26 protein-coding genes are annotated in these 24,591 nt (G+C 74.1%); 15 read left to right on the forward strand and 11 right to left on the reverse strand.

Annotated features, from left to right (window positions below):
• The first annotated feature begins 96 nt into the window (after nt 1-96).
• Nucleotides 97-708 carry a hypothetical protein gene (locus tag ACSHWO_RS32230; RefSeq protein WP_438317660.1) on the forward strand — a complete coding sequence of 204 codons (612 nt, stop codon included), beginning with the start codon at nt 97-99 and terminating at the stop codon, nt 706-708.
• Between the two features lie 85 nt (nt 709-793).
• Nucleotides 794-1,237 (forward strand): GNAT family N-acetyltransferase, encoded by a 444-nt coding sequence (locus ACSHWO_RS32235; protein ID WP_385805627.1) that lies wholly within the window; start codon nt 794-796, stop codon nt 1,235-1,237.
• Between the two features lie 192 nt (nt 1,238-1,429).
• Here ACSHWO_RS32235 and ACSHWO_RS32240 read toward each other — a convergent pair whose 3' ends face one another.
• The 5 genes from ACSHWO_RS32240 to ACSHWO_RS32260 form a co-directional block, all read right to left on the reverse strand.
• Nucleotides 1,430-2,014 carry a hypothetical protein gene (locus ACSHWO_RS32240; RefSeq protein WP_438317663.1) on the reverse strand — a complete coding sequence of 195 codons (585 nt, stop codon included), beginning with the start codon at nt 2,012-2,014 and terminating at the stop codon, nt 1,430-1,432.
• Nucleotides 2,011-2,304, reverse strand: coding sequence for a hypothetical protein (locus ACSHWO_RS32245; protein WP_438317666.1), 294 nt, complete (start codon nt 2,302-2,304; stop codon nt 2,011-2,013). Before ACSHWO_RS32245 ends, ACSHWO_RS32240 begins: the two co-directional genes overlap by 4 nt.
• A gap of 281 nt (nt 2,305-2,585) precedes the next feature.
• Entirely contained in the window at nt 2,586-3,617 is a 1,032-nt protein-coding gene (locus tag ACSHWO_RS32250; RefSeq protein WP_438317669.1) for a serine/threonine-protein kinase, read from the reverse strand.
• 247 nt (nt 3,618-3,864) lie between these two features.
• A complete protein-coding gene (locus tag ACSHWO_RS32255; RefSeq protein WP_438317672.1) occupies nt 3,865-6,420 on the reverse strand; it encodes a VWA domain-containing protein in 2,556 nt (851 codons plus the stop codon).
• A gap of 96 nt (nt 6,421-6,516) precedes the next feature.
• Nucleotides 6,517-7,287 (reverse strand): hypothetical protein, encoded by a 771-nt coding sequence (locus tag ACSHWO_RS32260; protein WP_404232204.1) that lies wholly within the window; start codon nt 7,285-7,287, stop codon nt 6,517-6,519.
• A gap of 178 nt (nt 7,288-7,465) precedes the next feature.
• Here ACSHWO_RS32260 and ACSHWO_RS32265 point away from each other — a divergent pair, with 178 nt between their 5' ends.
• The 6 genes from ACSHWO_RS32265 to ACSHWO_RS32290 all read left to right on the forward strand — a co-directional run bounded on the left by ACSHWO_RS32265 (nt 7,466) and on the right by ACSHWO_RS32290 (nt 12,822).
• A complete protein-coding gene (locus ACSHWO_RS32265) occupies nt 7,466-8,668 on the forward strand; it encodes a four-carbon acid sugar kinase family protein (RefSeq protein WP_361087040.1) in 1,203 nt (400 codons plus the stop codon).
• A 172-nt stretch (nt 8,669-8,840) separates the two neighbouring features.
• Nucleotides 8,841-9,920, forward strand: coding sequence for a glycohydrolase toxin TNT-related protein (locus tag ACSHWO_RS32270; RefSeq protein ID WP_438317677.1), 1,080 nt, complete (start codon nt 8,841-8,843; stop codon nt 9,918-9,920).
• 26 nt (nt 9,921-9,946) lie between these two features.
• Complete coding sequence (locus ACSHWO_RS32275) at nt 9,947-10,417, forward strand: hypothetical protein (protein ID WP_438317680.1); 471 nt, start codon at nt 9,947-9,949, stop codon at nt 10,415-10,417.
• Nucleotides 10,418-10,445: 28 nt separating this feature from the next.
• Nucleotides 10,446-11,366: a Rieske (2Fe-2S) protein gene (locus ACSHWO_RS32280; RefSeq protein WP_361087049.1), complete on the forward strand. Its 921-nt coding sequence runs from the start codon at nt 10,446-10,448 to the stop codon at nt 11,364-11,366.
• Nucleotides 11,367-11,381: 15 nt separating this feature from the next.
• The gene (locus ACSHWO_RS32285) at nt 11,382-12,569 is read left to right on the forward strand and encodes a zinc-dependent alcohol dehydrogenase (RefSeq protein WP_438317684.1); all 1,188 of its coding nucleotides are present in this window, start codon (nt 11,382-11,384) and stop codon (nt 12,567-12,569) included.
• Nucleotides 12,570-12,600: 31 nt separating this feature from the next.
• Nucleotides 12,601-12,822, forward strand: a complete 222-nt coding sequence (locus tag ACSHWO_RS32290) for a hypothetical protein (RefSeq protein WP_438317687.1) — start codon at nt 12,601-12,603, stop codon at nt 12,820-12,822.
• 32 nt (nt 12,823-12,854) lie between these two features.
• Here ACSHWO_RS32290 and ACSHWO_RS32295 read toward each other — a convergent pair whose 3' ends face one another.
• Nucleotides 12,855-13,076 (reverse strand): hypothetical protein, encoded by a 222-nt coding sequence (locus ACSHWO_RS32295; protein WP_385805607.1) that lies wholly within the window; start codon nt 13,074-13,076, stop codon nt 12,855-12,857.
• 201 nt (nt 13,077-13,277) lie between these two features.
• On the opposite strand from ACSHWO_RS32295, the gene ACSHWO_RS32300 reads away from it, so the two are divergent.
• Both ACSHWO_RS32300 and ACSHWO_RS32305 read left to right on the forward strand, forming a co-directional pair.
• The gene (locus ACSHWO_RS32300) at nt 13,278-15,401 is read left to right on the forward strand and encodes a SpoIIE family protein phosphatase (protein ID WP_438317691.1); all 2,124 of its coding nucleotides are present in this window, start codon (nt 13,278-13,280) and stop codon (nt 15,399-15,401) included.
• A 68-nt stretch (nt 15,402-15,469) separates the two neighbouring features.
• Nucleotides 15,470-16,135 carry a hypothetical protein gene (locus ACSHWO_RS32305; RefSeq protein ID WP_438317694.1) on the forward strand — a complete coding sequence of 222 codons (666 nt, stop codon included), beginning with the start codon at nt 15,470-15,472 and terminating at the stop codon, nt 16,133-16,135.
• A 49-nt stretch (nt 16,136-16,184) separates the two neighbouring features.
• On the opposite strand, the gene ACSHWO_RS32310 is transcribed toward ACSHWO_RS32305, so the two are convergent.
• Complete coding sequence (locus ACSHWO_RS32310) at nt 16,185-16,454, reverse strand: hypothetical protein (RefSeq protein WP_361087066.1); 270 nt, start codon at nt 16,452-16,454, stop codon at nt 16,185-16,187.
• Nucleotides 16,455-16,816: 362 nt separating this feature from the next.
• On the opposite strand from ACSHWO_RS32310, the gene ACSHWO_RS32315 reads away from it, so the two are divergent.
• A complete protein-coding gene (locus ACSHWO_RS32315; protein ID WP_438317697.1) occupies nt 16,817-17,164 on the forward strand; it encodes a hypothetical protein in 348 nt (115 codons plus the stop codon).
• 99 nt (nt 17,165-17,263) lie between these two features.
• Here ACSHWO_RS32315 and thpR read toward each other — a convergent pair whose 3' ends face one another.
• Nucleotides 17,264-17,848: an RNA 2',3'-cyclic phosphodiesterase gene (gene thpR, locus ACSHWO_RS32320; RefSeq protein WP_385805599.1), complete on the reverse strand. Its 585-nt coding sequence runs from the start codon at nt 17,846-17,848 to the stop codon at nt 17,264-17,266.
• A 182-nt stretch (nt 17,849-18,030) separates the two neighbouring features.
• On the opposite strand from thpR, the gene ACSHWO_RS32325 reads away from it, so the two are divergent.
• Entirely contained in the window at nt 18,031-18,372 is a 342-nt protein-coding gene (locus tag ACSHWO_RS32325; RefSeq protein WP_438317702.1) for a nitroreductase/quinone reductase family protein, read from the forward strand.
• 148 nt (nt 18,373-18,520) lie between these two features.
• Here ACSHWO_RS32325 and ACSHWO_RS32330 read toward each other — a convergent pair whose 3' ends face one another.
• Together ACSHWO_RS32330 and ACSHWO_RS32335 are read right to left on the reverse strand one after the other, a co-directional pair.
• Entirely contained in the window at nt 18,521-19,204 is a 684-nt protein-coding gene (locus ACSHWO_RS32330) for a maleylpyruvate isomerase N-terminal domain-containing protein (RefSeq protein WP_385805596.1), read from the reverse strand.
• Between the two features lie 253 nt (nt 19,205-19,457).
• Nucleotides 19,458-19,844 carry a hypothetical protein gene (locus tag ACSHWO_RS32335; RefSeq protein WP_438319351.1) on the reverse strand — a complete coding sequence of 129 codons (387 nt, stop codon included), beginning with the start codon at nt 19,842-19,844 and terminating at the stop codon, nt 19,458-19,460.
• On the opposite strand from ACSHWO_RS32335, the gene ACSHWO_RS32340 reads away from it, so the two are divergent.
• Together ACSHWO_RS32340 and ACSHWO_RS32345 are read left to right on the forward strand one after the other, a co-directional pair.
• On the forward strand, nt 19,815-20,384 hold the full coding sequence (locus tag ACSHWO_RS32340; RefSeq protein WP_438317706.1) for an NACHT N-terminal helical domain 7-containing protein: 570 nt from the start codon (nt 19,815-19,817) through the stop codon (nt 20,382-20,384). The genes ACSHWO_RS32335 and ACSHWO_RS32340 overlap by 30 nt on opposite strands.
• 191 nt (nt 20,385-20,575) lie before the next feature.
• Nucleotides 20,576-21,862 (forward strand): phytase, encoded by a 1,287-nt coding sequence (locus ACSHWO_RS32345; protein ID WP_438317709.1) that lies wholly within the window; start codon nt 20,576-20,578, stop codon nt 21,860-21,862.
• A 98-nt stretch (nt 21,863-21,960) separates the two neighbouring features.
• On the opposite strand, the gene ACSHWO_RS32350 is transcribed toward ACSHWO_RS32345, so the two are convergent.
• A complete protein-coding gene (locus tag ACSHWO_RS32350; protein WP_438317712.1) occupies nt 21,961-22,638 on the reverse strand; it encodes a macro domain-containing protein in 678 nt (225 codons plus the stop codon).
• A 302-nt stretch (nt 22,639-22,940) separates the two neighbouring features.
• On the opposite strand from ACSHWO_RS32350, the gene ACSHWO_RS32355 reads away from it, so the two are divergent.
• Nucleotides 22,941-24,557 carry an ADP-ribosyltransferase domain-containing protein gene (locus ACSHWO_RS32355; RefSeq protein WP_438317715.1) on the forward strand — a complete coding sequence of 539 codons (1,617 nt, stop codon included), beginning with the start codon at nt 22,941-22,943 and terminating at the stop codon, nt 24,555-24,557.
• Nucleotides 24,558-24,591: the final 34 nt, after the last annotated feature.

The raw sequence follows: 24,591 nt of genomic DNA on the forward strand, positions 1-24,591 counted from the left end.
GGCCGTTTATCCGGGGGCGGCGGGGAAATGCCCAGGGCGTACCGCCCGTACCGCGCGTACTGCCTGTCCTGCTTTCACCGTGCACGGGGAGACCTGATGAGCCACCGTCCCGCCGCCCCCACCTCCCTCGCCGCCGTCGTCGCGGCCGTGGCGACCGCCGCCCTGGCGGCGCCTGCCGCCGCCGCGGACGGGCCCGCGTTCCTGGACGCCCGCGAGCTGCCGCGGCAGACCGGCACGGCCTGGCACGCCGGCCCGGTGACCGCCGGGGTCCCCGACCCGCTGCCGTTCTGCGTCGGCGAGGCACTGCCCGGAGCCACCTCACGGCACCGCGCGTTCTGGACGGACCTGGACACCAACGCCGTCCAGGTCACCGTCGTGGAGCGTGACGAGGCCGCGGCGCGCTCGCTGGCCGCGCTGTTCGACGCGGCGGTCAAGAGCTGCGCGGACCGCGTGGCGCAGCAGGATCCGGACGTCAAGGCCGAGTGGCGCGACTTCGGCCGCGTCGAGGTCGAGGAGGGGGCGCGCGTCCAGGGCGTACGGACCGCGCACGCGTGGGCCGGCAACGACGTCCACCTCTTCGCCGTCGGCAGGGACGGGCGCACCGTCACCGTCGTGCACTGGGGCCGCATGGGCACCTTCCAGGACGCCCCCGTGAACGCCTTCAAGAACACCACCCGCACCGCGGTGAACAAGCTCTACCGGGGCTGACCGCCCCTCCGCCCCCCCGCACCGCCGGCCCCGGCGGATCCCGGCCCCGGTCAGCGCCGGCGGGGGCTGGGATATCGTCCCCGGCATGAAGATCATCGACCTCGGCGTCGGCGACCCGCGCCTGACGTCCGACCTGCTCCCCGTCCTGCGTGAGCTTCGCCCCCACCTCACCGAGGAGCTCTTCCGCGAGGTGTACGAGCGCGGCCACGACCAGGGCCTCCGCTTCACCGCCGGATACGCGGACGACGGGGCGTGCGTCGCCGCGGCCGGCTGGCGCATCGTCGACACCACCAGTTGCCTGCGCAAGCTCTACGTCGACGACCTGGTGACGTCGCAGGCCGCCCGCTCGACCGGTGTCGGCCACGCGGTGCTCGCCCACTTGGAGGCGCACGCCCGCGCCGCGGACTGCTACGAGTTCAGCCTCGACTCGGGCACCCACCGCACCGGCGCCCACCGCTTCTACCTCCGGGAACGCCTCGACATCGTCGCCTTCCACTTCGCCAAGGAGCTGAAGCCGCTGGAGGGTTAGGGCGGGGCATGGATGGGCCCCGCCCGGGGGTGCGTCCGGGCGGGGCCGGGGGCCTCTCCGCGGGGGAGGGGGAGGGCCGCCGTGCGCCCAGCATTGCACTGTTTCCGGCCATGCAACAGGGGTGTTGGCCGGAAAGAGTCAGCCGGGGTCGGTGCGTGCCACGGCCCGCCGACGTCGCCGCGTCCGACCCCGCTACGGGGCGCAGTGGTAGGCGAACGCCACCGCCGCCGTGCGCCGGGCCGGCTCCAGCAGCTCCAGTTGCGCCTTCGCCGGGTAGTTCCCCGTGCCCTGGAAGGTCCACTCCAGGTGGAGCCTGGCCTCCTGCTGCCCCCGGGCCACCCGCTCCGTCAGCCGCTCGGAGCGGGTGCCGTCGCTGCGGATCCACCGGTAGGCCAGGGTCCCGGGGCGGCCGTCCGTCCGTACGACGGCCACCACATCGGCGGTCGCCCCGCACCCCGGTCCGGCCGGATCGGTGGTCACGGCCACGTCCCGCACCGCGACGCCAGGCCCGTACTGCTGCCAGCACAGGCAGCCGAGGACGCCGGCCAGTACGGCGCCCGCGAGGGCGTACCGGCGCAGACCGCCCCCGGGCCGGCGGGTGGGCGCGGGTTCCGGCACGACCGGGAACGGTGCCACGGCGGCGGCGGTCACCCCTGGACCGAAGCGCAGCACGGAGCCGTCGACCCGGTCGGGGGCGACGTCCGGCCGTTCGGCGGGTGGCCCGCTGATCCAGTGGCTGCCGAGCGCGGTCGCGCTGTACTCGTCGTCGTTGCTCATCGGATGTCGCACCGCCTGATCAGGAACTGCTGGACCGCTGCCCCGCCGCCCGCCGCGGGCGTCGTCGTGGCGCGTACGCCCCAATAGCAGCCCGTGCCGCGGAACGTGAGGGTCCGGGCGGTCGCCGCCGTGGAGGAGGGGAAGGACATGGAGCCCTCGGACGCGCCGAGCGAGTCCCGGGCGTCGCTGCTGAACGACTCCAGCCGGACGGTCGCCGGGCCGGAGGCGTCCACGGACAGCGTCACCTGCGCCGCGGTGACACCGGTCTGCCGGAACGAGGTCACGCTCACCGCCCTCACCTTCACCGCCGGGGAGGGCGTGGGGGACGGGGGCGGGGTGGTCGGCGGCGCCGCCGTCGGCTGGGCCGGGCCGGTCGGTGCCGGCGAGCCCGGGCCGGGGCCCGGACCAGTCGGCGCCCCCGCGGAGGCCGACGCCGAGCCGGACGGCGACGCGGACGGTGAGGCCGACGCGTCGGACGTGGCCGGGGCCGAGGGGGACGCCGATCCCGACGGTGACCCCGACGGGACCGGCCCGCCCGTCGGCGGCGGCGCGCTGGTCGTCGCGAAGGAGCTCAACGCGGCGGCACCGACCGGCCGGTCCGTGGCCGCCGCCTGGGTGACGACCACCAGCAGACCCAGCACCAGCGCCACGCCCGCGCCCAGCCAGCCGCGCCGCCCGGGCGCCCACAGCGAGGTCGTGGCGAACGCCGTGGTGGTCGCCGGTGCGCCGCCCGCCGAGGGGACAGCAGCGGCAGCAGCGCGGCCAGCGCCGCCAGCTTGCGCTGCCCGCGCTCCTCCCAGTCCGGGCCGTACGCGCCGCGGGCCACGGCCTCCAGCTCGGCCACGAACGCCTCGGCATCCTCCGGGCGCTCGTCCGGCCGCTTCGCCAGGCCCCGCCGGATCAGCGGGCGCACCGGCTCGGGGGCCTCGGACTCGGGGACCGGGGCCTCGGCGTGCTGGAGCGCGAGCTCGGCGAAGTTGTCTCCGGCGTACGGCTTGCGCCCGGTCAGGCACTCGAAGAACGTGGCCGTCGCCGCGTACACGTCGGCCGCCGGGGAGGCGGGCCGGCCCTGCCACTGCTCGGGCGCCATGTACGCGGGCGTACCGGCCACGCCCGGCGTGGCGCCGTGGTCCGTGGCGATGCCGAAGTCCACCAGCTTGGACGAGCCGTCGGCCGCCACCAGCACGTTCTCCGGCTTGTAGTCGCGGTGCACGACGCCGGACCGGTGCGCGGCCGCCAGACCCAGCAGGGAGCCCTTCAGCACGACCAGGGCCGCCTCGGGGCCGGTGCCGCCCTGCCCGGACTGCTTGAGCAGCTCGCGCAGCGCGACGCCGTCGACGAGCTCCATCACGATCGCGGCGCCGTCGGGCGCCTCCACGTACTCGTACAGCCCGACGACGTACGGCGAGCGGAGACCGCCGAGCAGGCGGGCCTCCGCCCGGAAGCCCTGGACGAACGCGGGATCGCCGCGCAGCCGGTCGTTGAGGTACTTCACCGCGACGGGAGTTCCCGTCCCGTCGTGCACCGCCAGTACGACCCGGCCGCTGGCCCCCGAGCCGAGTTCCCTGGTCTCCGTGTACCCGGGGACCACCCACGCCTTCATCTACCCGCCCCCTCGCTGTGGGTCCCCCCTGGAACCCGGGCGAACGAACACGGGATCTTCGATGTGGGTGCCGTCGTCTTCAGCGCCGTGCCGCGCTGTCGCGTACGGCGTCGTCGCGCAGCGCCGGGAACGGCGCCCGGCCTGCAGCGGGGTCATGATAGGGGCAGTCGGTGACGGCCACCGCGGAGGGGCCTCCGGGGGCCGGCCCCGCCGGGCGGCGACGGTCCGCCGCCCGGCCTGGAGCCGTTCAGAACGCCGCGTACCCGGACCTGACCTGTGCGAAGGCGTTCATGGCCCGGATTCCCGGCGCCGGGGCGGCGGCGTCCGTGAAGGACATCACCGTGCCCAGCGAGTCCGTCAGCGACTTGAGCTTCTCCAGCGTCACCCGGTCGTCGACGAACTCCTCGGCCGGATGGGCGTCGTGGACCTGCTTGAGGACCCGGATGTGTTCGGTGAGCCTGCGCCCGGCGGCGGCGCGGTCGTTCTCGTACAGGTCGTCCAGCGCGTGGTAGGTGACCTCGCTGGTCCGCAGTCCCACGGCGTGCACGAGTACCGTCTCCTCGGCGAGCAGCGGCCCTTCCGCCAGGATGATGCTGCGGCTCCGGCTCTCCCGCGCGACGGTGTCCGCGTACTGCACGGTCGCCGTGCCGAGGCCGTCCGAGTCCGCCCGGCCGTCCGGCACCTGCACCTCCAGGACCACCCAGTACGTCTCGCCGAACGCCAGGTCGGGGGCGAAGATCCGGATCCCGTGTTCGTCGGTGATCAGGTCGGGCAGCACGGCGGTGCCGTACTCCGCCAGTGCGAACCGGGCCGCCGCCTCCGCCTCGCGGAACACACCGGCCCGCGCCCTCGGGTCGGACACCAGGTCGTGCCCGTACAGGTGCCACACCACGACCTCCGGGTCGATGTCGATCCGGAGCTGGATGTCGATGGCGGCCAGGTGGTCGCGCCGTTCCAGGTCCTCCAGGAGCCCGGTGCCGACCTCCTCGGGACGGGTGACGAAGGTGGCGTGCCCGCCGGCGGTCCCGGCGAGAGCGGACAGCTCGTCCATCCGCGCGTCCCCGCCGAAGCCGAAGCAGGAGACGGTCAGGTCGCCGCGCAGCCTGACCGCGAGGTTCTTGCGGATGACCGTCCAGTTCGTCTCGCCGGAGGTCGGGTCGCCGTCCGAGAACAGGTACAGCCGGTTGATGGTGCGGGCGGTGCCGGCCCGGCGGCCGATCTCCGCGATCCCGTACTGGATGCCGAGGTTGATGTCGGTCCCGCCGTCGGCCTTCATACCGGCGACGAGCTGCGCGAACCGCTCGGGCGGCAGGTCGTCCTTGCGGGTGGCCGGGAGGAGGGTGGAGACGTTGGTGGCGAACGTGACGATCCCGAGGGTGTCGGTGGGCCGCAGCCGCCGGTGGATCTCCTGGAGGGCCGCCTTCACCGTGTCGAGCTTGCTGCCCGCCATGGAGATGCTGGTGTCGACGACGAAGACGAGGTTGACCGGAAGGGGCTCCTCGGGCGGCGCCGCCGCGCCGGTCGGCGCCGCGCCGGCCTTGAGGGCGATCTCCACGAAGTGGGTGGTGGCCTCGTGGGCCTTGGAATCGCCGGGCACCGCCACGAGGCCGTGGCTGACGGCGACCGCCTCGCCCCCGTCAGGCCCGGGCACCTGGTCGGTGCGCGAGGCGACGAAGTCGTCGAAGCGGATCTGGTCCTGCCCGATCAGGACACCGTTGTCGATGAGCTCCGTGATCCCGAGGTGGGCCCGGGTGCCGTAGGCGGTGGTGCGGCGGATGAAGAGGCCGTCACGGGGGAGGGGCTGGCGGGGGTCGCGGCGGGGCGGGTCCGGCTCGCGGGGCGGACGCACGAAGGCCGGGCCCGTGAAGTCGGGTGAGGCGTTGTGGTCGCCGACCGTGAGCCGGGCAGCGAGGGCGTCTCCGGTGACGCGGAAGCGGCGGCGAGGGGCGTCCGCCGCCGCATCGGGGGTGTCCCACGCGGCTTCGTCGGACACCTCCGGCCCGGCTGCAGGTTCAGGCCCCGGATCCATGCGACGTGCTGTCGGACGCGAGCGGAGGTAGCCGCGCCGCTCGTCCACCCCCTGCGACTCCTGCTCCAACCCCACCCGCCCCGCCGAGTGGACGACCGCGCCCCGGCTCAGCCAGCGCCAGACCGGGCTCTCGTGGCGGTGCGGCCGCCCGTGGACGTCAGGGCCCCAGGTGAACGCCGCGGGGTGGATCACGACCGTGACGCCGACCGCAGCAGGGCCGGAGCGGAGTTCCTCCTGCACGAAGTCCACGTACGACGGGTAGTCCCGGATGCGGCCTCCGGGCCGCAACCCCAGCCCCTGCGCGTACCTCTCGCAGGCTTCCGTACGGCGCCACTCCTCGTCCGGGAGCAGGCTGAGCGGGGCGAACGGGTCGGTGATCAGGAGCACCGCCTCGTCACGGGCCCAGTGCCGTACGGAGACGTCCGCGGCGGGCCCGGACTCCTCGTCGCTGACGACGAGCGTGGCGCCGAGGGCGATGAGGGCGTCGACCAGTTCATGGCCCCCTTCGAGGAGCGGCCGGAGCAGTGGGCGGTGGCCGGGGAGCGCGGACTGCACGAGTACGGCGGCGCCCGGGTACCGGTCCAGTAAGGAGTCCACCTCGTCCGGTTCGCGGGCCGTCCCCTCCGCCAGGCGCAGCCCCCGTATCCGGGCCCGGCGGCGGATCTCCTCCTCGGCCTGTGGGGCGGCCCAGTGCCAGGGGCCCGGTCCCGAGGGCCGCGGGACGTAGAGCACGGCGGGGGAGCCGTATGCGGAGCCCCCGAAGTCGATCGTCATGCGCACCTTCTCCGAATTCCTGATTCCGTGTTCCGTGTTCCGTGTTCCGGCGCGGTGATCCGTCTGCCGGTGTACGAGGGGTCGGGGCGGCACGCCTCAGCGGGACGCGGCTCGGCCGCCTTCCCGGGCGGGCAGCGGGCAGCGTTCGTCAAGGGCGGTGTTGGTCCGTACGCCGACCTCGAACATCCCCTCGGCCCGCAGCCGTCGCAGCCAGACGTCCAGCTCCTCGCTGAGGCCCTGACCGGCTTCGGCGAGCCGCACGGCCCGGCCGAGGTCCGCCGGGTCCTGGCCCACGAGCAGGATCCTGATCTTCAGCGCGAGGGCGTGCGGGTTGCGCGGTTCGAGCTTCAGCGCCTCGTCCACGTAGCCGGCGGCCACCGCGGTGTTCCCGCCGGCCAGTGCGATCCGGGCCTTCCAGTACCAGAACTCCTCGGAGCTGCGGTCCGTGCCCGGAGCCTCCAGTGCCCGTTCGGCCTGCGCCGGCTCGCCAGCGGCCACCAGCCGCGCCACCCGGGCCAGGGTCCGTTCCTCGGCGGCCCCTGCGTCCGGCCCCCTGCGTCCCGGGTTCACGAACCGGCCCGTCAGCAGGAGTGCCAGCAGCAGGAAGGCGAGCAGGACCCCGACCAGCACCATGAACCGCTTCGCCCCCGCCCCCTCCGCGAGCGTGGCGAAGATTCCGAGGATGGCGATGGCGAAGGTGAAGGTGATCACGGCTCCGAAGAGTCCGGTGGCCTGCGCGGGCGTCAGCGTCCGGAACATCTTCTGCCGGATGAGACTGCGGACGAAGTCCCGGTAGACCACGAACAGAACGCCGAGGGCCACGCCCCCCAACCCGGCGATCGCGCCGAGGAGTTGAAAGTCCAACATGCCACGGACTGTAGGACCTCGGGCCAGGGCCACGCAGGCATACGACCCGAGATCCCACCGTGGGGGAGGGGGAAGCCGTGACTTGTCGGCGCTGTGCCGCCGCTCCACTATGGGGCGGTGACGATCTCGTCAGGGAGCCGGCTCCGTGGCGACGGGTGAACAGGCGGAAGGGAACGGAATGACATCCCGCAGTGGCCGGGGACCGGTCATCGCCGTGCTGGCGGACGACCTCACCAGTGCCGGCGACGGCGCAGCGCCCTTCCGCCGGACCGGCCACGACGCCCGCATCCTCTTCCGCCTCCCGGCGGCGCCCGCGGCAGCGGCCGGTCCGCCCGGCGGCGTGACCGCGATCGACCTCGGGACGCGCGTCGCCGACGAGCGGACCGCCGTCGCCCGTATGCGGGAGGCCGCCCACCGGTACGCCGGCGCCGACCTGCTGCTGAAGACGGTCGACTCCACCCTGCGGGGGCACGTCGCGGCGGAGATCCGAGCCGCCCGCTCCGGCTCCGGGCGCCGGGCCGTGATCGTCGCCCCCGCCTTCCCCGCCGAAGGCCGGGTGACGGTGGGCGGGGTGCAGTACGTACGGGGCGTCCCGGTCCACGAGAGCGAGTTCGCCCGCGACCCCGCACACCCCGTACGGTGCTCGGACCTCGCGGGACTGCTCCCGGAGGCCGTCCCGGCCGACCCGGACCGGGTCGCCGAACTGCCCCGGCTGACCGGCGCGGGCGCGGTGGTGGCGTACTCGGCCCGGCAGGACGCCGACCTCGACCGGCTCGTGGAGAGCGTGCCCCGCCCCGAGGAGGTGCTGTGGGTCGGCTCGCCCGGGCTCGCGGCCGCCCTCGCACGGCACTGCGCACGGGCCGCGGTCGCACCCCCTCCCGTGCCCGGTCCGGCCCGGCGGACGCTGGTCGTCGTCGGCAGCGCGAATCCCGCCACCCGCCGGCAGCTGGCCGTGCTGCGCGCCCGGGTGGACGTACGGACGGTGACCGCCACCGACGACCCCGCCGCGACGGTCGCCGACCTGGGCGCCGCGACGGCACCCGTGCTCGTCCTGCACACCCCGGACGAACGCCGGCCGCGGGACGCCGCCCGGGCCCTCGGCCGCGCCATGGCCGACGCCGTGCGCAAGCTCGCCGAGGAGGACCGGATCGACGCGCTGGTGCTCACCGGGGGAGAGACCGCCGCCGAGGTCCTCGACGCACTCGGCGCCCTCGGGGTCACCGGCATCAGCCTGGCCGACGAGCCCGAGCCCGGCGTGGCACGCGGGACCCTGCTCGGCGGCCGGACCGCCCTCCCCGTACTGGTCAAGGCGGGTGGCTTCGGCGACGACACCACCCTTGTACGCCTGTGCCGCCTCGTCCGGCAGCAGGGCGACGCCTGACGGTGCGACGGGCCGGAGGGGGCTGGGCGGGCCCGGCAGCGGTACACCGACGTGGGGTCAGGTGACCGGACGCCGCCGTTCGGCCCCGCACGGATTGCCGGGCCCCCGCGGATCCCCTGTGATGGGTCGGGGCGTCTCTGACGCCCCGTGACTCGATCTCCCGGAGGTTTCTGTGGCATTCCCCCGTTGGTGCGCGAGCCTGGCCACGACGGCCGGGTTCACCGGTTCCGTCCTGCTCGGCGCCCTCCCGTTCACTGCCGTGGAGGCACAGGCCTCCACGGTCGGCCAACCCCCGGCATGGGCAGCCTCGGTCCCGCCCCCGGCCCCCGGGCGGGCGAGCGGCGACGAGGACGACAAACGGGACGAGGGCAGGAAGCACAAGGGCGACAGGGAGAAGGGCAAGGGGAAGCGGAAGGAGCAGGAGAAGGGCCAGGAGAAGACCCAGGAGAAGGAGAAGGGCCAGGAGAAGACCCAGGAGAAGGAGAAGGCACAGGGGAAGGAGTCCGGGCCCGGCTCGGAGGCGCAGACGGGTTCCGACGCCAAGACCGGCGCGGTGTCCGGGACCGGCTCGGAAGCGAAGCCCACCGGCTCAGAGGCGAAGACCGGGGCACAGGCCAAGAGCACCGAGTCCGACGCCGAGAAGACGCGCTGCCTGGGGCTGGTCCCCTCGCCCTACCCGTACGCGCACACCGAGTTCAAGTGCAACGACTGGCGGTTCGGCCCGGCCAAGCTCCCCACGACCGGGGCGCTCGGCGCCATCCTCACCGGCTACCAGCGGTTCGGTGGGCTCACCCCGGTGGAGTTCCTCAACACGTGGTGGGACCCGACGGCCGACAGCGGGCTGGGCGCCTACAAGTACCCGAACAGCGACGGCTTCGCCCGGGACACGAGCGGCCAGATCATCGCAACGGAGACCACCCTTGAGCCGGGGCTGTTGCTGGACCGCTTCGGGGCCGAGTTCGGGAGCTTCCTCGCGCCGGCCGGCACCAAGTACGGCGAGCGCTCCATCCCGCCGTCCAACCTCAACACCCAGGATCCGCGCTGGCCCTTCGACTACCACCTCTACCGGGTGAAGAAGCCGATCCTGGTCTGCGCCGGCCCCACCCTCCCGTGGTTCGAACAGCCCGGCCTCGGCGTGCAGTACGTCACGAGCGTGAGGCCCGCGCAGGGCGACTCGTACTGCCCGAACGTCCAGACGGGCACCCGGGTCAGCAACCTCGTGGCGGACGGCTCCCTGGAACGGGCGAACTGACGCCGACGCCGAAGGGAGACCGGGGCATGGACCGCCACCGGCTGTGTGAGGCCCTGCGCGCGGCCGGGGTCCCGCCCGGCCTGTACGAGGTGCCCGACTGCCCCGGTCCTCCCGGCCTCCCCCGCGCGGAGGACCGCCTCTACCTGGCGGAGCAGGCCGGCACATGGGTGGTGGGCGTCCGCGAGCGGGGGGCGCGCACCGTGCTGGAACGGTTCCCCGACGAGGACCGGGCCTGCCGCAGCCTCCTCGCCAGGCTGACGGACGAGGGCCCGCCGCCCGTACCGCTCACCCCCGCCGAGAGCGGGATGCTGCTGCACGACGGCGAGGGCGTCCGGCGCCGCTCCCGCGAAGGACTCGCCCGGGCCCTGCGCGCCACCCGCCGACCGCCCGAAGCCGATGCCCCGGCACCCCCACCGGAACCGGAACCGGGACCGGAACCGGGACCGGGGCCGGCCCCGGACGACCACGCCCCGCCGCCCCCCGGACGCCGCACATGACGGTGCGGTCGCCGGGTAGGCGCGGTCCATGGACTCAGACCGCATGCACCACGCGGCAGTGGCCTCCGGCCCGGGACCGCTGCTCGCCGCCGTCGAACGCCTGGAACGGGCGCCGTACGCAGATCCCGTGATCCGCCGGCTCCGCCGGGCCGTACGGGCGCTGCCGCTCGGACCCGTGCGCGACGTGCTCCACGGCCGCCCGCTGGGCCACCCGGCACACCCCCTGATCGTCCAGATCCCCATCGGGACCTGGCTGTCGGCCGCACTGCTGGACCTCGGTCCGGGCCGGTGCCGAGCCGCGCACGTCCTGATCGGCGCCGGTCTCGCCGCGGCGGCGCCCGCCGCGGTGTCCGGCTGGGTGGACTGGGCGGAGCTCCCGCCCGAACAGGCCCGCACGGGCCTCGTCCACGCCCTGGGCAACACCACCGCCGTCGTGCTCTACGCGAGCTCCTTCGCGGCCCGCACGCAGGGCCGCGTCCTGCGCGGCAAGGCGCTCGGCATGGCCGGCCTCGCCGTGGTCAGCGCGGCCGGCGCGCTGGGCGGCCACCTCGCCTACCGTCAGGCCGCCGGCGCCAACCACGCCGAACAGGTCACCCACCTCGTACGGGACGGCTGGCACCACCTCGGAGCGGTGGCCGCCTTCCCCGTGGGCCGGGCCGTACGCGCCCGGGTGGACGACGTGGACGTACTCGTCGTGCGCGAGAGCGACGGCGCCGTCCGCGCGCTGGCCGACCGCTGCGCCCACATGGCGGGGCCGCTCGCGGAGGGGGAGATCGCGGACGGCTGCGTACGGTGCCCCTGGCACGGCAGCGTGTTCCGCCTGGCGGACGGCTGGAACGTCCGGGGCCCCGCCACCGCACCCCAGCCCGCGTTCGACACGCGCATCGTGGACGGGCACGTGGAAGCCAGGCTCCAGCACGGCCACCACCGACGTCCGCCGACCGGATGAGCGAGGAGGACCCCCGTGCGCGCACTGACCTGGCAGGGCCGAGAGGACGTCCGCGTCGAGACCGTTCCCGACCCCCGCATCGAAGAACCCACCGACATCATCGTCAGAGTGACCACGACCGGCATCTGCGGCTCCGACCTCCACCTCTACTCCGTGCTCGGCGCCTACCTGGACCCCGGCGACGTGCTGGGCCACGAGGCGATGGGCGTCGTGGAGGAGACCGGCCCCGAGGTCCGCACCCTCGGGCGCGGGGACCGCGTGGTCGTGCCGTTCAACATCTCCTGCGGCACCTGCTACATGTGCGGCCGGGGGCTGCACTCCCAGTGCGAGACCACGCAGGTCCGCGCACACGGCAAGGGTGCCGCCCTCTTCGGCTACACCAAGCTCTACGGGCAGGTTCCCGGCGGCCAGGCCGAATACCTGCGCGTTCCCTTCGGCGACACCCTGCCGGTGAAGGTCCCCCCGGAGCCGCCCGACGAGCGCTACGTCTACCTGTCCGACGTCCTGCCCACGGCCTGGCAGGCGGTGGAGTACGCCGAACTGCCCCGGGACGGGACCCTCACCGTCCTCGGCCTCGGTCCGATCGGCCAGATGTCCGCGCGGATCGCCCAGCACCGCGGCGCCCGGACCGTCATCGGGATCGACCTCGTCCCCGCGCGCCTCGCCCGGGCCCGCAGCCAGGGAGTCCACACCCTCGACCTGCGCGCCCACGGACCGGACGGCGTGCTCGAAGCGGTCCGCGACCTCACCGACGGGCGCGGTACGGACTCGGTCATCGACGCGGTCGGCATGGAGGCCCAAGGCGGTCTCGCCGCGTCCCTCGCCCAGAAGATGACCGCACGGCTGCCCGACGCCGTCGCCCGACCCCTCATGGAGCGCGTCGGGATGGACCGCCTGACCGCCCTGCACACCGGCATCGAACTCGTCCGCCGCGGCGGCACCCTGTCCGTCTCGGGCGTCTACGGCGGCGCCGTCGACCCGATGCCCCTGCTCACCATGTTCGACAAGCAGATCAGCCTGCGGATGGGCCAGGCCAACGTACGCGCCTGGACCGATGCCATCCTGCCCCTGCTGACCGACGCCGACCCCCTCGGTGTGGAGGGCTTCGCCACCCACACCCTGCCGCTTGAGGAGGCGCCCGGCGCATACGCCCGCTTCCAGGCGAAGGAAGACGGGATGATCAAGGCCCTCCTCGTCCCGTGACGGTCAGGGGAACGAACGAAAGGAGCTTCTGATGGACGACATGGACCAGGGAGGCGCCGGAGGCGCTCCCCTCCACGACGACGACCCGCAGAGCCGGCGCAGGCGCCCCACGGCCCGCGGCGACGACAAGCCGACAGCCGGCCGTGACGCGTCCGCCGAGGACCTCGCGGCCGCGTCGGGCAAGGAGGGCGAGGCCGCCGACGCGCTCAGCCCGAGTCCGCGCGCACAACGGGATTCCACCCGCAGCACGTGACCGGCTCGGTCGGCGGCACCGGTTCCCGAGGGTCACGGCGGTGACTCCGCCCAGCCCTCGGGGCCGGCGCCGCGCCATTCGACGACCTCCGGATCGCCGAGGTCGAGGGCTTCGGGAGCGGCGACGCCGGCCCGGCGCAGCAACCCGATGACGTCGCTGGGCCGGTCGGCGGTGCCGAGGAGGGCGCCGTCGTAGCGGACCTGGCGGCTCCCGTTCTCGTCGGGCGGGTGGATGGTCAGCCTCGCGGAGGTCATGGGTCCCAGCCTTGCCGCTCGGCGGTCGGCTCGCATTTCCGCGTCTTCCGTAGGAGCCTGCCCCTGTCGAAGGTTTGCGCGCCCGGACGGTGGTCAGGAGCGTGGGCAGCAGCCCTCCCGGCGGTGGGCTGGGGCTCACCCGCACGCTCGTGCCGGGGGGCCCGCTCGGCACCTGCGTGCCGGGAGGAACGGAGGTGTGCCGTGACCGGCCGCGGTGAGAGCCCCTACCGCGCCCGCGCGGGCCGGTCCGGCCTGTCGGCGCTGGACGACGCGCTGAACGACGCCATCCAGCGGACCGGCGCGTCGGCCGGCGGCCTGTACCTCTGGAACGGGCAGCGGGGCAACCTGGGGCTGGCGGTGCTGTGCGGACTGCCGGAGGAGGTGGTCCGCCCCTGGCTGCGGATCTCCGCGGCGGCTCCGACGCCCGTCGCAGCAGCGGTGCGCGAGGAACGGCTGGTGTGGGTGGGCTCCCAGGAGGACCTGGTCCGCGACTTCCCCAGGGCCGCCGCCGCCCTGCCGTACCGGTTCGCCCTGGCCGCGGCGCCGCTGCCGGGCCGCAAGGGCGTCAGGGGCGCGTTGCTGCTGCTCTGGCCCGCCAGCCACCCGCGCAGTGCCAGCCGGCGCGAGCAGCACCACATCACCGCGGCCGCCCGCCGCATCGCGCGGCTGCTGGACGGCCCCGGGCTCCCGCCCCCGGTGCCGGAGCGGCCCCGCGTCGTCCCGGTCGCACCGACCGGCCCGCACGGCGTCGACCGGGCCGCGGAGGCCGCCGCCGACTGGATCGAACGTCTGCCCGAGGGGGCGCTGGCCCTGGACCTCCAGAGCCGGATCACCTTCGTGGACGGCACCGCCGCCACCCTGCTCGGCCGTAGCGCCGCCCAGCTGCTCGGAACCCGGCCCTGGCAGTCCCTGCCCTGGCTGGAAACCCCGCTGGTCGAGGACCGCTACCGCACCGCCGTCATGAGCCGCGATCCCGTGGAGTTCACCACCCTGCACCCGCCGGACGACTGGCTGCACTTCCAGCTGTACCCGGACGCCGGCGGCATCAGCGTCCGCATCACCCCCACCGGCCGCCCCGCGGCCACGCAGCAACCCGGCCCGCAGCCCGGCGGCCGCCCGCAGACGGGCCGGATCTACCAGCTCCTGCACCTGGCGGCAGCCCTGACGGAGACCGTCGCCGTCCGCGACGTCGCCGAACTGGTCGCCGACCAGGTCCTGCCCGCGTTCGACGCCGACGCCCTGGTGCTGTCCACGGCCGAAGCCGGCCGCCTGAAGATCACCGGATCCCACGGTTACGACGCCGCCACCCTCGACCGCCTCGACGGGCTTCCCCTGGACACCGGCGTGACCCCCGCGGGGAAGGTGCTGACCAGCGGTATCCCCGCCTTCTTCGACGACGCGGAGGAGATGGTCCGCTTGTATCCGGGCATCCCTCGCATCAGCGGCAAGCAGGCCTGGGCCTTCCTCCCGCTGACGATCTCCGGACGCCCGGTCGGCTGCTGCATCCTCTCCTACGAGCGCCCCCACACGTTCACCGCCGACGAGCGAGCCGTCCTCACGTCCCTGGCCGGACTCATCGCCCAGGCCCTGGACCGGGCCCGGCTCCACGACGCCGCCCACGACCTCGCCCACGGCCTCCAGCAGGCGCTCCTGCCGCACTCCCTGCCCGACGTGCCCGGACTCGAGATCGCCGCCCGCTACCTGCCCGCCGGCCACGGCATGGACATCGGCGGCGACTTCTACGACGTGATCCAGCTCGACACCACCACCGTCGCGGCCGTCATCGGCGACGTCCAGGGGCACAACGTCGCCGCCGCCGCGCTGATGGGCCAGGTCCGCACCGCCATCAGGGCCGCCGCCGGGGCCCCGCCCGGGGAGGTCCTCACCCGTACCGGGCGCCTCCTGGAGGACCTGGACACCGGGCTGCTCGTCTCCTGCCTCTACGTCCACTTCGACCTCGCCCACCGGCTGGCCATCCTGTCCAGCGCGGGCCACCCGCCCCCGCTGATACACCGCCCCGGCACCCGCCCCCAACTCGTGGACCTGGACCCCGCTCCGCTCCTGGGCGCCGACTCCGACACCGCGTGCCCCGTCACGCACCTGGACCTGACCCCAGGAACCCTGCTCGCGCTCTACACCGACGGCCTGGTCGAGAAACCCACCGCCGGGGGCATCGACCCGGACCGGGCCACCCTCGAACTCGCCTCCGTCCTCACCGCACGCGCCGGAGCCGACCTCGACACCCTCATCGACGCCCTCGTGCACGCCCCCGCCCCCGCCTCCCCCCAGACGGACGACATCGCCGTGCTCCTCCTGCGCATCTGAAGGGCCGCCGGCCGCCGGCCGGCGGGCTCAGGCTGCGGTGTCGGTGCGGCGCCCTACAGTCGGGCCGCATGACCACCCCGATCACCCTGATCACCTACGCAGGCGCGGCCTCGTCCCAAGCGGCGGCCGTCACCCGCATCGGCGGCGTGCCCCTGGCCGGGCCCGGGACCGCATGGCCGACCTGCGCCGAGTGCGCGGGCCCGCTGAAGTTCCTCGCGCAGATCCGCCTGGACGCGTCCGGTTCCGCCCTCGCCGGCCGCGGAAGGCTGCACACCCAGCTGCTGGTGCTGTTCGCCTGCCAGAACCGCCCGGGCTCGTGCCAGGACTGGCACCCGGCCTCCGGCGCCAACCTGGCCCTGGTCGTCCCGGCCCGCGGGCTGCGCCGCATACCGCGGCCCCGGGCCGTCGACGGCGAGAAGCTGTTCCTCGGCGCCGCCCACGCCGCCGAGCCGCAGGTCCTGGCGGACGCGGCGGACTACGACGGCGCCCGCGCGGCCTGGGCCGCCCGGACCGGACGGCGCGTGAACGACGTCCTCGGTCAGCTCGGCGGCACCCCGGCCTGGCTCCAGTACGACGAGACCCCGGCCTGCCGGAACTGCGCCGAGCCGATGAGACTGGCCGTGCAACTGCAGGAGGGGCCGGACCCCGTCACCGCCATGAACTTCGGCACCGGCCGCGGCTACGCGTTCACCTGCGGACCCTGCGCGGAGGCGATGTTCCTCTGGCAGTGCTGACCGCCCGGCCGGCCGGTCACGCCGTACGCCGCCGCCGGCGCGTGACGCCTCACGCAGCGGACCCGGCCGAAGCGTAGGCGCAGGGGCGCAGGCGTATCCGCTCCCCGTCGAACTCCACCGTCTCGCCCGGGAGGACCAGAAGCCCCGCCTCGGCCTCCGGGCACGCGCTGTCGATGCGGCGGACCTGGACAGCCGGGCCCAGGACCCCGGCCATGAACACGGTCGGGTCGATCTCCCAACCGTGACGCGCCAGCCAGCGCTCCAGTTCCTCGCTGTCGGCCGCCTCCGCCCCGCGCGGCCACGTGTACGTGCTCGCCATGCCTACCCCCTGTAGCTGGTCGGACCACCGCGGCCGATGGTGTCACCCGCCACTGACAGCGGCCCGGCATTTCGCCGGCGCGCACTCCCCACGGCCCGGACGCTCGGCTGGGCCTCGGCGGTGAAGAGGGCCCGACAGCCTGGGATCGAAGACCGAAGCCCCCGGCGAGGCTTCGATTCCTCACTTCCCGTGTGTGTGCGACACCACTCCGACACGGCGGCACACGCCCCCGGCGCGACCGGACGGGGCGTCCTCCCCCCTTCGGCGGTCATCCCGGCGGGCGCGCACCGCATGCCGTCCTCCGCGCGGCACGTCACGCTGCGACCAAGGGCAGCCATCACCGCACAGACGAGGACCGATCCATGTCCCACCTCCGGCATCTCGGCGTCATCACCGGGGCGGCAGTTCTGCTGCTCACGGCCACGGCCTGCTCGGCCGGCAAGACCACCGTGGGCACGCTCACCTTCCGCGGCCACGACTCCCCGGTGGTGCTGACGTACTCGAACACGCCCGTCCAGGGCTGCCACGCGATCCGCCTTCCGGACGGCGCGGCCCACGTCGAGAACAACTCCCAGACGGACGTCATCCTGTTCCGGACACCGGAGTGCGAGAAGACCGACAAGGCCCCCGGCGTCTACGTACCCATGTCCAGTGCGAACGTCACCGCGCCCGGCACGCTGCCGTGGCGCAGCTTCTCCGTCGTCCACTGACCGACGGACCCGACAGGTTCCGGGCCGGGCCCGGAACCGTGTCGTCGGCCGTGGCCCCAGGATCACCCGGCCCCCCGGGTCCGTATCCGCGGGCGGGCCTCAGCCCGCGCCGCCGAAGCTCCAGGCCTCGATGTCGCGGTAGTGGATGGGGCCGGGGCCGCGGCCGAAGTTGCTGCCGACCAGGTGGAGGCGTTCGGTCCGCCAACGGCGGCCGGCGAACCCGGCGAGCCCCGCGGCGGCCGCCACCGCACTCGAAGTATCGGCCCGGCGGGACCGGGCCAGCGTCAGGTGGGGGTTCAGCGGCCGCCCCTGGAACGGGACACCGCTGTCCTCGACCAGAGCCCGTACCTCGGCGGCGAGCAGGTGCAGTCCTTCCAGGTCCCCGTCGATCCCGCTCCACAGCACCCGCTCGTCGAAGTGCCCGCCGCCGCGCAGGCCCAGGTGCAGCGGCCGGCGCGCCGCAGCGAGCTCGGCGAGCGGCGGCTTCAGCAGCGGCACGGTGGCGGCCGGGACCTCGCCCAGGAACGCGAGGGTGATGTGCCAGTCCTCGACGCGGTTCCACCGCATGCGCGGGTACGCCTCGTAGGCGGGCCGCAGCTCCCGTTCGAGCTCCTCCTTCGCGTCGTCGGGCGGTGCGAGCGCTATGAAGACGCGGAGGGTCTCTGCCCGTGTTTCTTCCTTCACGAGGGACTTCGTACCGCGTCCGGGCGGGTTCCGTCACATCCTGCCCCGTACACCCGGCGCAGCCGCCGCCCCCGAGAGCCTGTTCGCCGCCCGCGGGCGCGGCGTCCTCCCGGGCGAGGCCGCGCACGCCGCGGCTCCCGCCGCGCTGGTCCGTCCGTCTCGTCTGGTCCCTGCACCGCCGGGTGTACCGGGCCCTCGGCGGCCGGGCCGGGCTGTGGCGGCCGCGGGCCCGCGGCCGGGGCGCGCTCCGGCTCACGACCACCGGGCGCCGCACCGGCCGGCGGCGGAGCGTGATCATCGCGTACCTCGAGGACGCGTCGAACCTCGTCGCGCCGGCGATGAACGGCCGGGGAGCGGGCGAGCCGGCGTGGTGGCTCAACCTCCGCACACACCCCGGGCCACCGTCGACCTGGCCGACGGACAGCGGTCGGTCCGGGGCCGGGCCGCAACCGGCGACGAGCGGTCGCGGCTCTGGGCCCGCTGGCGGGAGATCGACGCGGACCTGGACGCCTACGCGGCACTGAGGCCGGCCGAGACGGCGGTCGTGATCCTGGAGCCCGACCCCGGCGGTCCGGCGCGCCGCGCAGGAACCGACCGGCCCGCCGCTCCCCGGGACCCCGGGGACGTCCCACGCGGGGGGTGGTCGGGGAGGAGGTGGTGCGGGCCGGGCGCTCAGCCGAGGACGAGGGGGAGCCGCGCGCCGAGCCCGCCCCGCCGGTCCGGCCCGTCCGTCCCGGCCAGCGCGGCCTTCTCCGCGTCGGTCGCGGGCCGCCGCCCGGTGCCGACGAGCAGCGCGTCCCGGTCGGAGAACGACGGGGGGAACGCCGCTCCGGCGATCCGCTCCAGCATCCGGCGCGACCGGGCGAGGCCCTCCGCGGGCGGCCCGGCCGCGTGCGGGAGGTGGGCGACGAGGTCGAGGTGGTGCAGCGTCCACTCCAGGACGTACGCGGACAGGTAGTCGCCCGCGGTCAGGACCTCACCGCGGGTGCGGACCCGCAGGCCGGGGTCGGCGAGGTCGGCGGCCCGGCCAGCGGCGGAGCCGACGTCGTCGAGGTGGAACTTGAGCAGCCACGGCTCCCCGTACGCGGCCGCCAGTCGCACGGTCAGCGCGTCGAGCGGGTCGTCCCCGGCCGGTGGGGCGCCGGTGACCTCCCAGTACGTCACCGCGTCGCGGGTCGGCGGGCCCGCGGCGGGGGTCACGAGGGTGATCAGAACGTCCTGGGCGTCGATGACCAGGTGGCACACGAGGTCCCGCACGAGCCAGCCGGCACACCCGGAGGGCCGCGTGAATTCCTCGTCCGGAAGGTCGGCAACGACCGCACGCAAGGCGGCCCACGAGCGCGAGAAGAGATCCACGGCGGCACGCTACCGCGCCCGCCCACCGCGCCGAACCGTATCGACCCCCGAGTTGGCCGACGCTCGCTACCGCCGACCTGCACGTCCCGCCCTGATGCCCGTCGGAGCCTCCTCCCGACGCAGCGGACCGACCCCCAGCGCAGGTCCTCGACGCCGGGCCCGGTGAGGCGTCCCGGCTGATCGACGACCATGCGCCGAGCGTGCCGATCGTCACGCTGCTGGACCCTTACTCGCCGACGCGGCCGCCGTCCCCCTACACCTCCCCGGCGGATTCGAGGAGGGCGATTTCTCTCGCCACGGCGGACGCCTCCTCACCCCGCTCCATGAGATTCAGCTGGTCCCGCAGGGACGCGAGTGATCCGAGGAGAACTCGCTGACGGCCGGATTCGAGTTCGCACAAACGGCGTGCGGCGTCGACGGATTCGACCCGCAGGGCCAGTGCTATCTCGGGCCGGTCGGCGAATTCCCGGCTGTACTTGATGAGGTCGACGGCCAGGCGGGACAGGTACGCCAGCGGGCTGACCTGCACCAGGACCCGGTAGGCCGCGACGCGCCGACGGACCGGGGGCTTCTCCGAATCCAGGAGGGAAACCCTGGCGCGCAGCACTGCATGGTGATTGATATTCGCCGAGTGATTCATGACCGGAATTCTGAAAGACCGGCACTCTCCGAACAAGCCCGAGAACATGTGCTGTTCGCCCTACGAAAAGCCCGTCAGATCTGTCATGATGGATACGTCTTAACCCCTGCGCCCTCCCCCGGAAGCGCCCCGAAGCTTCTCGAAGCTCCCGGAAGTCGCCCGAAGCCAGCCGGACGGAGCGGTTTCCCCGGAACCGTCGGCCCCCCGGCCGCGGCCGTGCGACAGTGGGCCGTGAGGCGGGGCGGGGTGACCAGGGGCAGGGTGGGCGTGCGCAGGCTGCTGTCGTTGTCGGACGCGCTGGTGCTGCTCGGAGGCGATCCACCCGCCGTGGCCGCCCTGGACCGGGCCCTGGGCGGGGCGCTCGACGCGGCGACCGGTGGCCCCGCACAGCGCCGTGAAGCAGGAAGCCCCCGGAAGGGCCAGACGGCCCGGGCTGGAATCCCCGTCCTTCAGGGCGGGGAGCACGTCAAGTACGCGCGGAGGACGACCTCCAGGAGCAGCTGGAGCAGGCGGTCCGGGCGGCCACGGGGGAGCGGGTGACGTACCACCTCGTCGGCGGCGCTGCCGCCGCTGGCCCGCACCCGTCCCGGCGGTACGATCCCCGCCGGGGGTGCAGCGTACGGGGGCGCGTAGCGGCGAATTCACCTCCTGGTTGGTAAGCGGTTCTCGGCCGGCCGCCCACCCGCGAGAGCGTGTCGCCGCCGATCCAACTGCCGTATGGAAGAAGGAACATGACGACACGTCCTGTGGGGTGGGCTCTTGCGCTCGTCCTGGGCGGGGTGCTCGCTGCTTCGTTCGCACTGCCGGCCGAGGCCCACGGAATCGCGGCCGTCCACCCCAGGGCCGAGACCCGGGCCCTCTTCGACGACGAGGCCGGCGGCGACGCCAACGCGGACGACCCGGCGATCTGGCGCAACCCCGCCGACCCGGGCCGCAGCCTGGTGGTCGCCACCGCCAAGCAGGGCGGCCTGCGCGTCTACGACCTGGACGCGAAGGAGGTCCAGTCGCTCCCGGCCCCGGCCGGTCCCGGCGCCGGCGACGCCCCGGGCCGGTTCAACAACGTCGACCTCGTGCACGGCCTGCGCATGGGCGGCGCCCGCGCGGACGTCGCCGTGGTCAGCGACCGCGGCAACGACCGGCTGCGGATCTACCGGATCGACCGCGACCGGCCGGGCGGCCCTCTCACCGACGTCACCGACCCCGGTGCCCGGCCCGTGTTCGCCGCCGACCAGGCCGAGATCAACGAGCAGGCCACCGCCTACGGCCTGGCCACGTGGACGGACCGCGCCAGCGGCCGGTCCTACGCGCTGGTCAGCCAGCGCAACCGCACCCGGATCGCACTGCTGGAGCTGGTCACGACCCGCACCGGCACGGTGGACTACCGCCGCGTCCGCACCCTGGACCTCCCGTCCTCCTTCCGGCTGCCGAACGGGACCACCTGGGCGCCCTGCGCCGAGCCCGGCGAACTGCCTCAGGTCGAGGGCATGGTCGTCGACCCGGCCAACGGTACGCTCTACGCGGGCCAGGAGGACGTCGGCATCTGGCGGATCAAGGCGGACCTCACCGGGACCCCGCAACTGATGGACAGGGTCCGCGAGTACGGCGTCCCCGGCACCTACGACGAGACCACCGAGGAGTGCACGCCGGGCACCGACCCCGGCTACGGCGGCAGGTACCTGTCGGCCGACGTCGAGGGCCTGACCCTGGTCACCGAGTCCGACGGTGACGGGTACCTGCTCGCCTCCAGCCAGGGCGACAACCGGTTCGTCGCCTACGACCGCGAACGCGACGAGGACAACGAGTACGAGGGCGCCTTCCGGATCACCGCGGCCTCGGCCGTCCTCGACGGCTCGGAGGTCTGCGACGGCGCCGCCGCACTGAACGCGCCGCTCGGCGACAAGTATCCGAAGGGCCTGCCGGTCGTCCAGGACGGACAGGAGACCCCCGGCGACGGCGACCGCGAAGCCACCGGCTTCAAGTTCGTCGACCTGGGCGACGTCCTCCACGCCCTCGACTGAGCCCGGCCCCGGTCCGCACGCCCCGCCGTTGCCCGAAGGGAGGCGGGGCGTCCGGCTCTCCCCACCGCGGCCGCGGCGGCGGCGGCCGCAGGCCCGGGTCAGCTGCGCGGCGTGGCCCGCCGGGGCGGAGCGATGCGTATCCGCTGCTCCTCGGGCGCGTTCTCGATGTCGTCCAGCTGCGCGAGGATCGTGCTGCGCAGATCGTCGTAGTCCTCGAAGTGGTGGTCGTTGAACAGCGTGTAGCCCGTCCACATCAGGTTGGCGCACACCCGGGCCGGTACCCGGCCCGTCCGGGCGCCCATGCCGACCAGGGCCACCGAGCGGATGCTGCCCGGCTGCGCCAGGTTCTGCCGGTGCACCGCCTGGAACGCCGCGGCGCAGGCCAGGGCCACGTTCAGCGTCTCGCTCACGTTCTGCGAGGACGTCTCCATCGTCGGCGTCGAGATCAGGAACCTCGGGTTGACCGCCCCCGAGGGAACGCACACCGCGCTCCCCACCGGGAGACCGCCCGCGAACTCCTCGCGGATCGCCCGCTGCACCCGAAGCTGGATGCCCGCCCCGAGGTGCCGCTTGATGACGGCGTCCACGCCGCCGTCCATCCGGCCCCGGGAATTGGTCGGGCTGACCCAGGCGTCGACCTCCTCGGCGAGGATCGAGCCCTTGCGGATCTCGATCTGCGGGGTGTCGGCGAACGCCGCCCGCCACGACTCCACCACCTTCGTGTTGACGTCCGCCAGCACCACCCGGAGCTGGGGCTGCACACGGTTCACGGTCATGATTCGACTCCCGTCGACAAGGGTTCTGCCCACCGGGAACGACGCTATCGGCCCCCACTGACAACGCCCCCTCCCGTGCGCCCAGGTGATCGACCGTCACGATTGCGGGGCGTCCGGCGGGGTGTTAGCCTGCCGCCGGATTCCCGGTGATCGAGCTTCGGCGACGTGTGCCCACCCGCCCCGCCGCATGCTCCCGGATCCGTTCTTCCGCTTCGTGTGTCCGCCGCTGCCGCGGGGACACCGACCACCACGCCCACCGTGCCCGAGCCGGCACGGTGTGATCCTTCGGAGTGCCTCCACCCATGAGCGACGCCCCCATCCAGGCCCAGCCCGACCCGAACGACCCGCTGGCCCTCGCCGACCTGTTCAAGGGCGGCGGCGAGCCGTGGCTCCCCCTGCTCAAGCCGGTCATCGAGGCGCAGCCGGACGCCGCCGCGTTCATCGGCCCGGGCCGCGGACCGGAGGTCGTTCCCGTCCGCGAACTGACCTTCCAGGCGCTCAAGCCCAACCCGCCGCACAAGTGGCGGGTCGTCGTCTTCGGCCAGAACCCGTACCCGCGGCCGGAGAGCGCCACGGGCATCGCCATGTTCGACAACACCTTCCACGACTGGAAGGACAGCCAGTTCGGCCGGGTCGTCAGCATCCGCTGCATCATCAAGGCAGCAGCCATGTGGAAGTACGGCATCCCCAAGAAGACCCCGATCGCCGACGTCCGCGCGCTGCTGAAGAAGCACGACACCGTCCAGCCGCCGGAGTGGTTCCAGGCCATGCTCACGCAGGGCGTCCTGCTGCTGAACGCGGCGCTCACCGCCGGCAGCGACGGCTCGACCGGCGCCGACCGGCACACCGCGTTCTGGCGCCCGGTCGCCGAACGGATCGTCGAGGAGATCCTCAAGGCGAAGCAGGACGCCGACGAGGAGGACCGCGGAGTCGTCTTCGCCTGGTGGGGCGCCCACGCGCGGAACCTGAAGAAGGTCGTCCTGCGGCTGCAGCAGAAGTACCCCGACGTCGAGGTCCGGCACATCGACCACCCGAACCCCGCGGCGCAGGGAGACGTCTTCTGCGAGGGCGACCACTTCGCGATGGTGAACGAAGCGCTCGCCTCGCTGGGCGCGGCACCGATCGACTGGCTGCCGAGCAAGGGCTGGAACCAGGTCGCGGCGGACGACACCGGGGCGGACGGCGGTGTCGCCGAGCGCATGGGGGCGTTCATCGCGTCCACCATGGAGCTGCACCAGCTCTACCTGGAACGACTTTCCAGCGTCAAGGACGAGGGACTCGTCCTCCCGGCGATCACGGGCGTGTTCGACACGCCGCTCATGGAGTTCCAGGACGCCGTCAGCCCCGTCGCCAAGCTGCTCGCCGGGCTCGACGGGCACGTCAAGCGCTCCCACGAGTTCGGCAGGAGGCGCGCGGACGAAGCCGCCGGCGGCCTGTCCGCCGACGCGATCGCCGCCCTCTACCTCTACACCTGCGAGTCCGCGTTCTACCGGGAGATCAACGCCGTCCTGCGCTCCCCGGACCGGTCCGCGCTCGTCCCGTACCTCCCGTACCTGCGGCTGCTGTTCTCGGCGGTCTCCCAGCTGCCCGCCCGCACCGAGCCCCTGTTCCGCGGGGTGGCGCTGGACCTGCGGGCCCAGTACCCGGTCGGCCGCACCGTGACCTGGTGGGGCGTGTCCTCGTGCACGCCCAAGCTCGGCGTGGCCCGCGCGTTCCTCGGCAGCCGCGGCAAGCGCACCCTGTTCGAGGTGGTCCCCTCCCGGGCGGTGGGCATCCGCGACTTCTCCGCGTTCACCGAGGAGGAGGAGTACATCCTCGCGCCGGGTACCCAGCTCAAGGTGACGGAGGTCAAGACCGAGCGCGGCGGGCTGTGCACCGTGAGGCTGGCCGAGCTGGAGGAGGGGCCGTTGGTGGCCTGAGCCGGGGGCTGGGCCGCCGGGCGGTGGCGGGAGG

Origin of the sequence: Streptomyces pallidus (ex Mingjun et al. 2026), from assembly GCF_051550185.1 — a bacterium.
GTDB lineage: Bacteria > Actinomycetota > Actinomycetes > Streptomycetales > Streptomycetaceae > Streptomyces.

Bases quoted from the DNA above. Each gene is read 5' to 3' on its own strand.
- ACSHWO_RS32235 (WP_385805627.1), top strand. From the start codon at position 794: ATGAAGATCATCGACCTCGGCGTCGGCGACCCGCGCCTGACGTCCGAC.
- ACSHWO_RS32230 (WP_438317660.1), top strand. From the start codon at position 97: ATGAGCCACCGTCCCGCCGCCCCCACCTCCCTCGCCGCCGTCGTCGCG.
- ACSHWO_RS32295 (WP_385805607.1), bottom strand. From the start codon at position 13,076: ATGACCTCCGCGAGGCTGACCATCCACCCGCCCGACGAGAACGGGAGC.
- ACSHWO_RS32315 (WP_438317697.1), top strand. From the start codon at position 16,817: ATGTCCCACCTCCGGCATCTCGGCGTCATCACCGGGGCGGCAGTTCTG.
- ACSHWO_RS32305 (WP_438317694.1), top strand. From the start codon at position 15,470: ATGACCACCCCGATCACCCTGATCACCTACGCAGGCGCGGCCTCGTCC.
- ACSHWO_RS32250 (WP_438317669.1), bottom strand. From the start codon at position 3,617: ATGAAGGCGTGGGTGGTCCCCGGGTACACGGAGACCAGGGAACTCGGC.
- ACSHWO_RS32355 (WP_438317715.1), top strand. From the start codon at position 22,941: ATGAGCGACGCCCCCATCCAGGCCCAGCCCGACCCGAACGACCCGCTG.
- ACSHWO_RS32290 (WP_438317687.1), top strand. From the start codon at position 12,601: ATGGACGACATGGACCAGGGAGGCGCCGGAGGCGCTCCCCTCCACGAC.
- ACSHWO_RS32310 (WP_361087066.1), bottom strand. From the start codon at position 16,454: ATGGCGAGCACGTACACGTGGCCGCGCGGGGCGGAGGCGGCCGACAGC.
- ACSHWO_RS32345 (WP_438317709.1), top strand. From the start codon at position 20,576: ATGACGACACGTCCTGTGGGGTGGGCTCTTGCGCTCGTCCTGGGCGGG.
- ACSHWO_RS32280 (WP_361087049.1), top strand. From the start codon at position 10,446: ATGGACTCAGACCGCATGCACCACGCGGCAGTGGCCTCCGGCCCGGGA.
- ACSHWO_RS32335 (WP_438319351.1), bottom strand. From the start codon at position 19,844: ATGAATCACTCGGCGAATATCAATCACCATGCAGTGCTGCGCGCCAGG.
- ACSHWO_RS32275 (WP_438317680.1), top strand. From the start codon at position 9,947: ATGGACCGCCACCGGCTGTGTGAGGCCCTGCGCGCGGCCGGGGTCCCG.
- ACSHWO_RS32350 (WP_438317712.1), bottom strand. From the start codon at position 22,638: ATGACCGTGAACCGTGTGCAGCCCCAGCTCCGGGTGGTGCTGGCGGAC.
- ACSHWO_RS32265 (WP_361087040.1), top strand. From the start codon at position 7,466: ATGACATCCCGCAGTGGCCGGGGACCGGTCATCGCCGTGCTGGCGGAC.
- ACSHWO_RS32255 (WP_438317672.1), bottom strand. From the start codon at position 6,420: ATGACGATCGACTTCGGGGGCTCCGCATACGGCTCCCCCGCCGTGCTC.
- ACSHWO_RS32340 (WP_438317706.1), top strand. From the start codon at position 19,815: ATGGTGATTGATATTCGCCGAGTGATTCATGACCGGAATTCTGAAAGA.
- ACSHWO_RS32240 (WP_438317663.1), bottom strand. From the start codon at position 2,014: ATGAGCAACGACGACGAGTACAGCGCGACCGCGCTCGGCAGCCACTGG.
- ACSHWO_RS32260 (WP_404232204.1), bottom strand. From the start codon at position 7,287: ATGTTGGACTTTCAACTCCTCGGCGCGATCGCCGGGTTGGGGGGCGTG.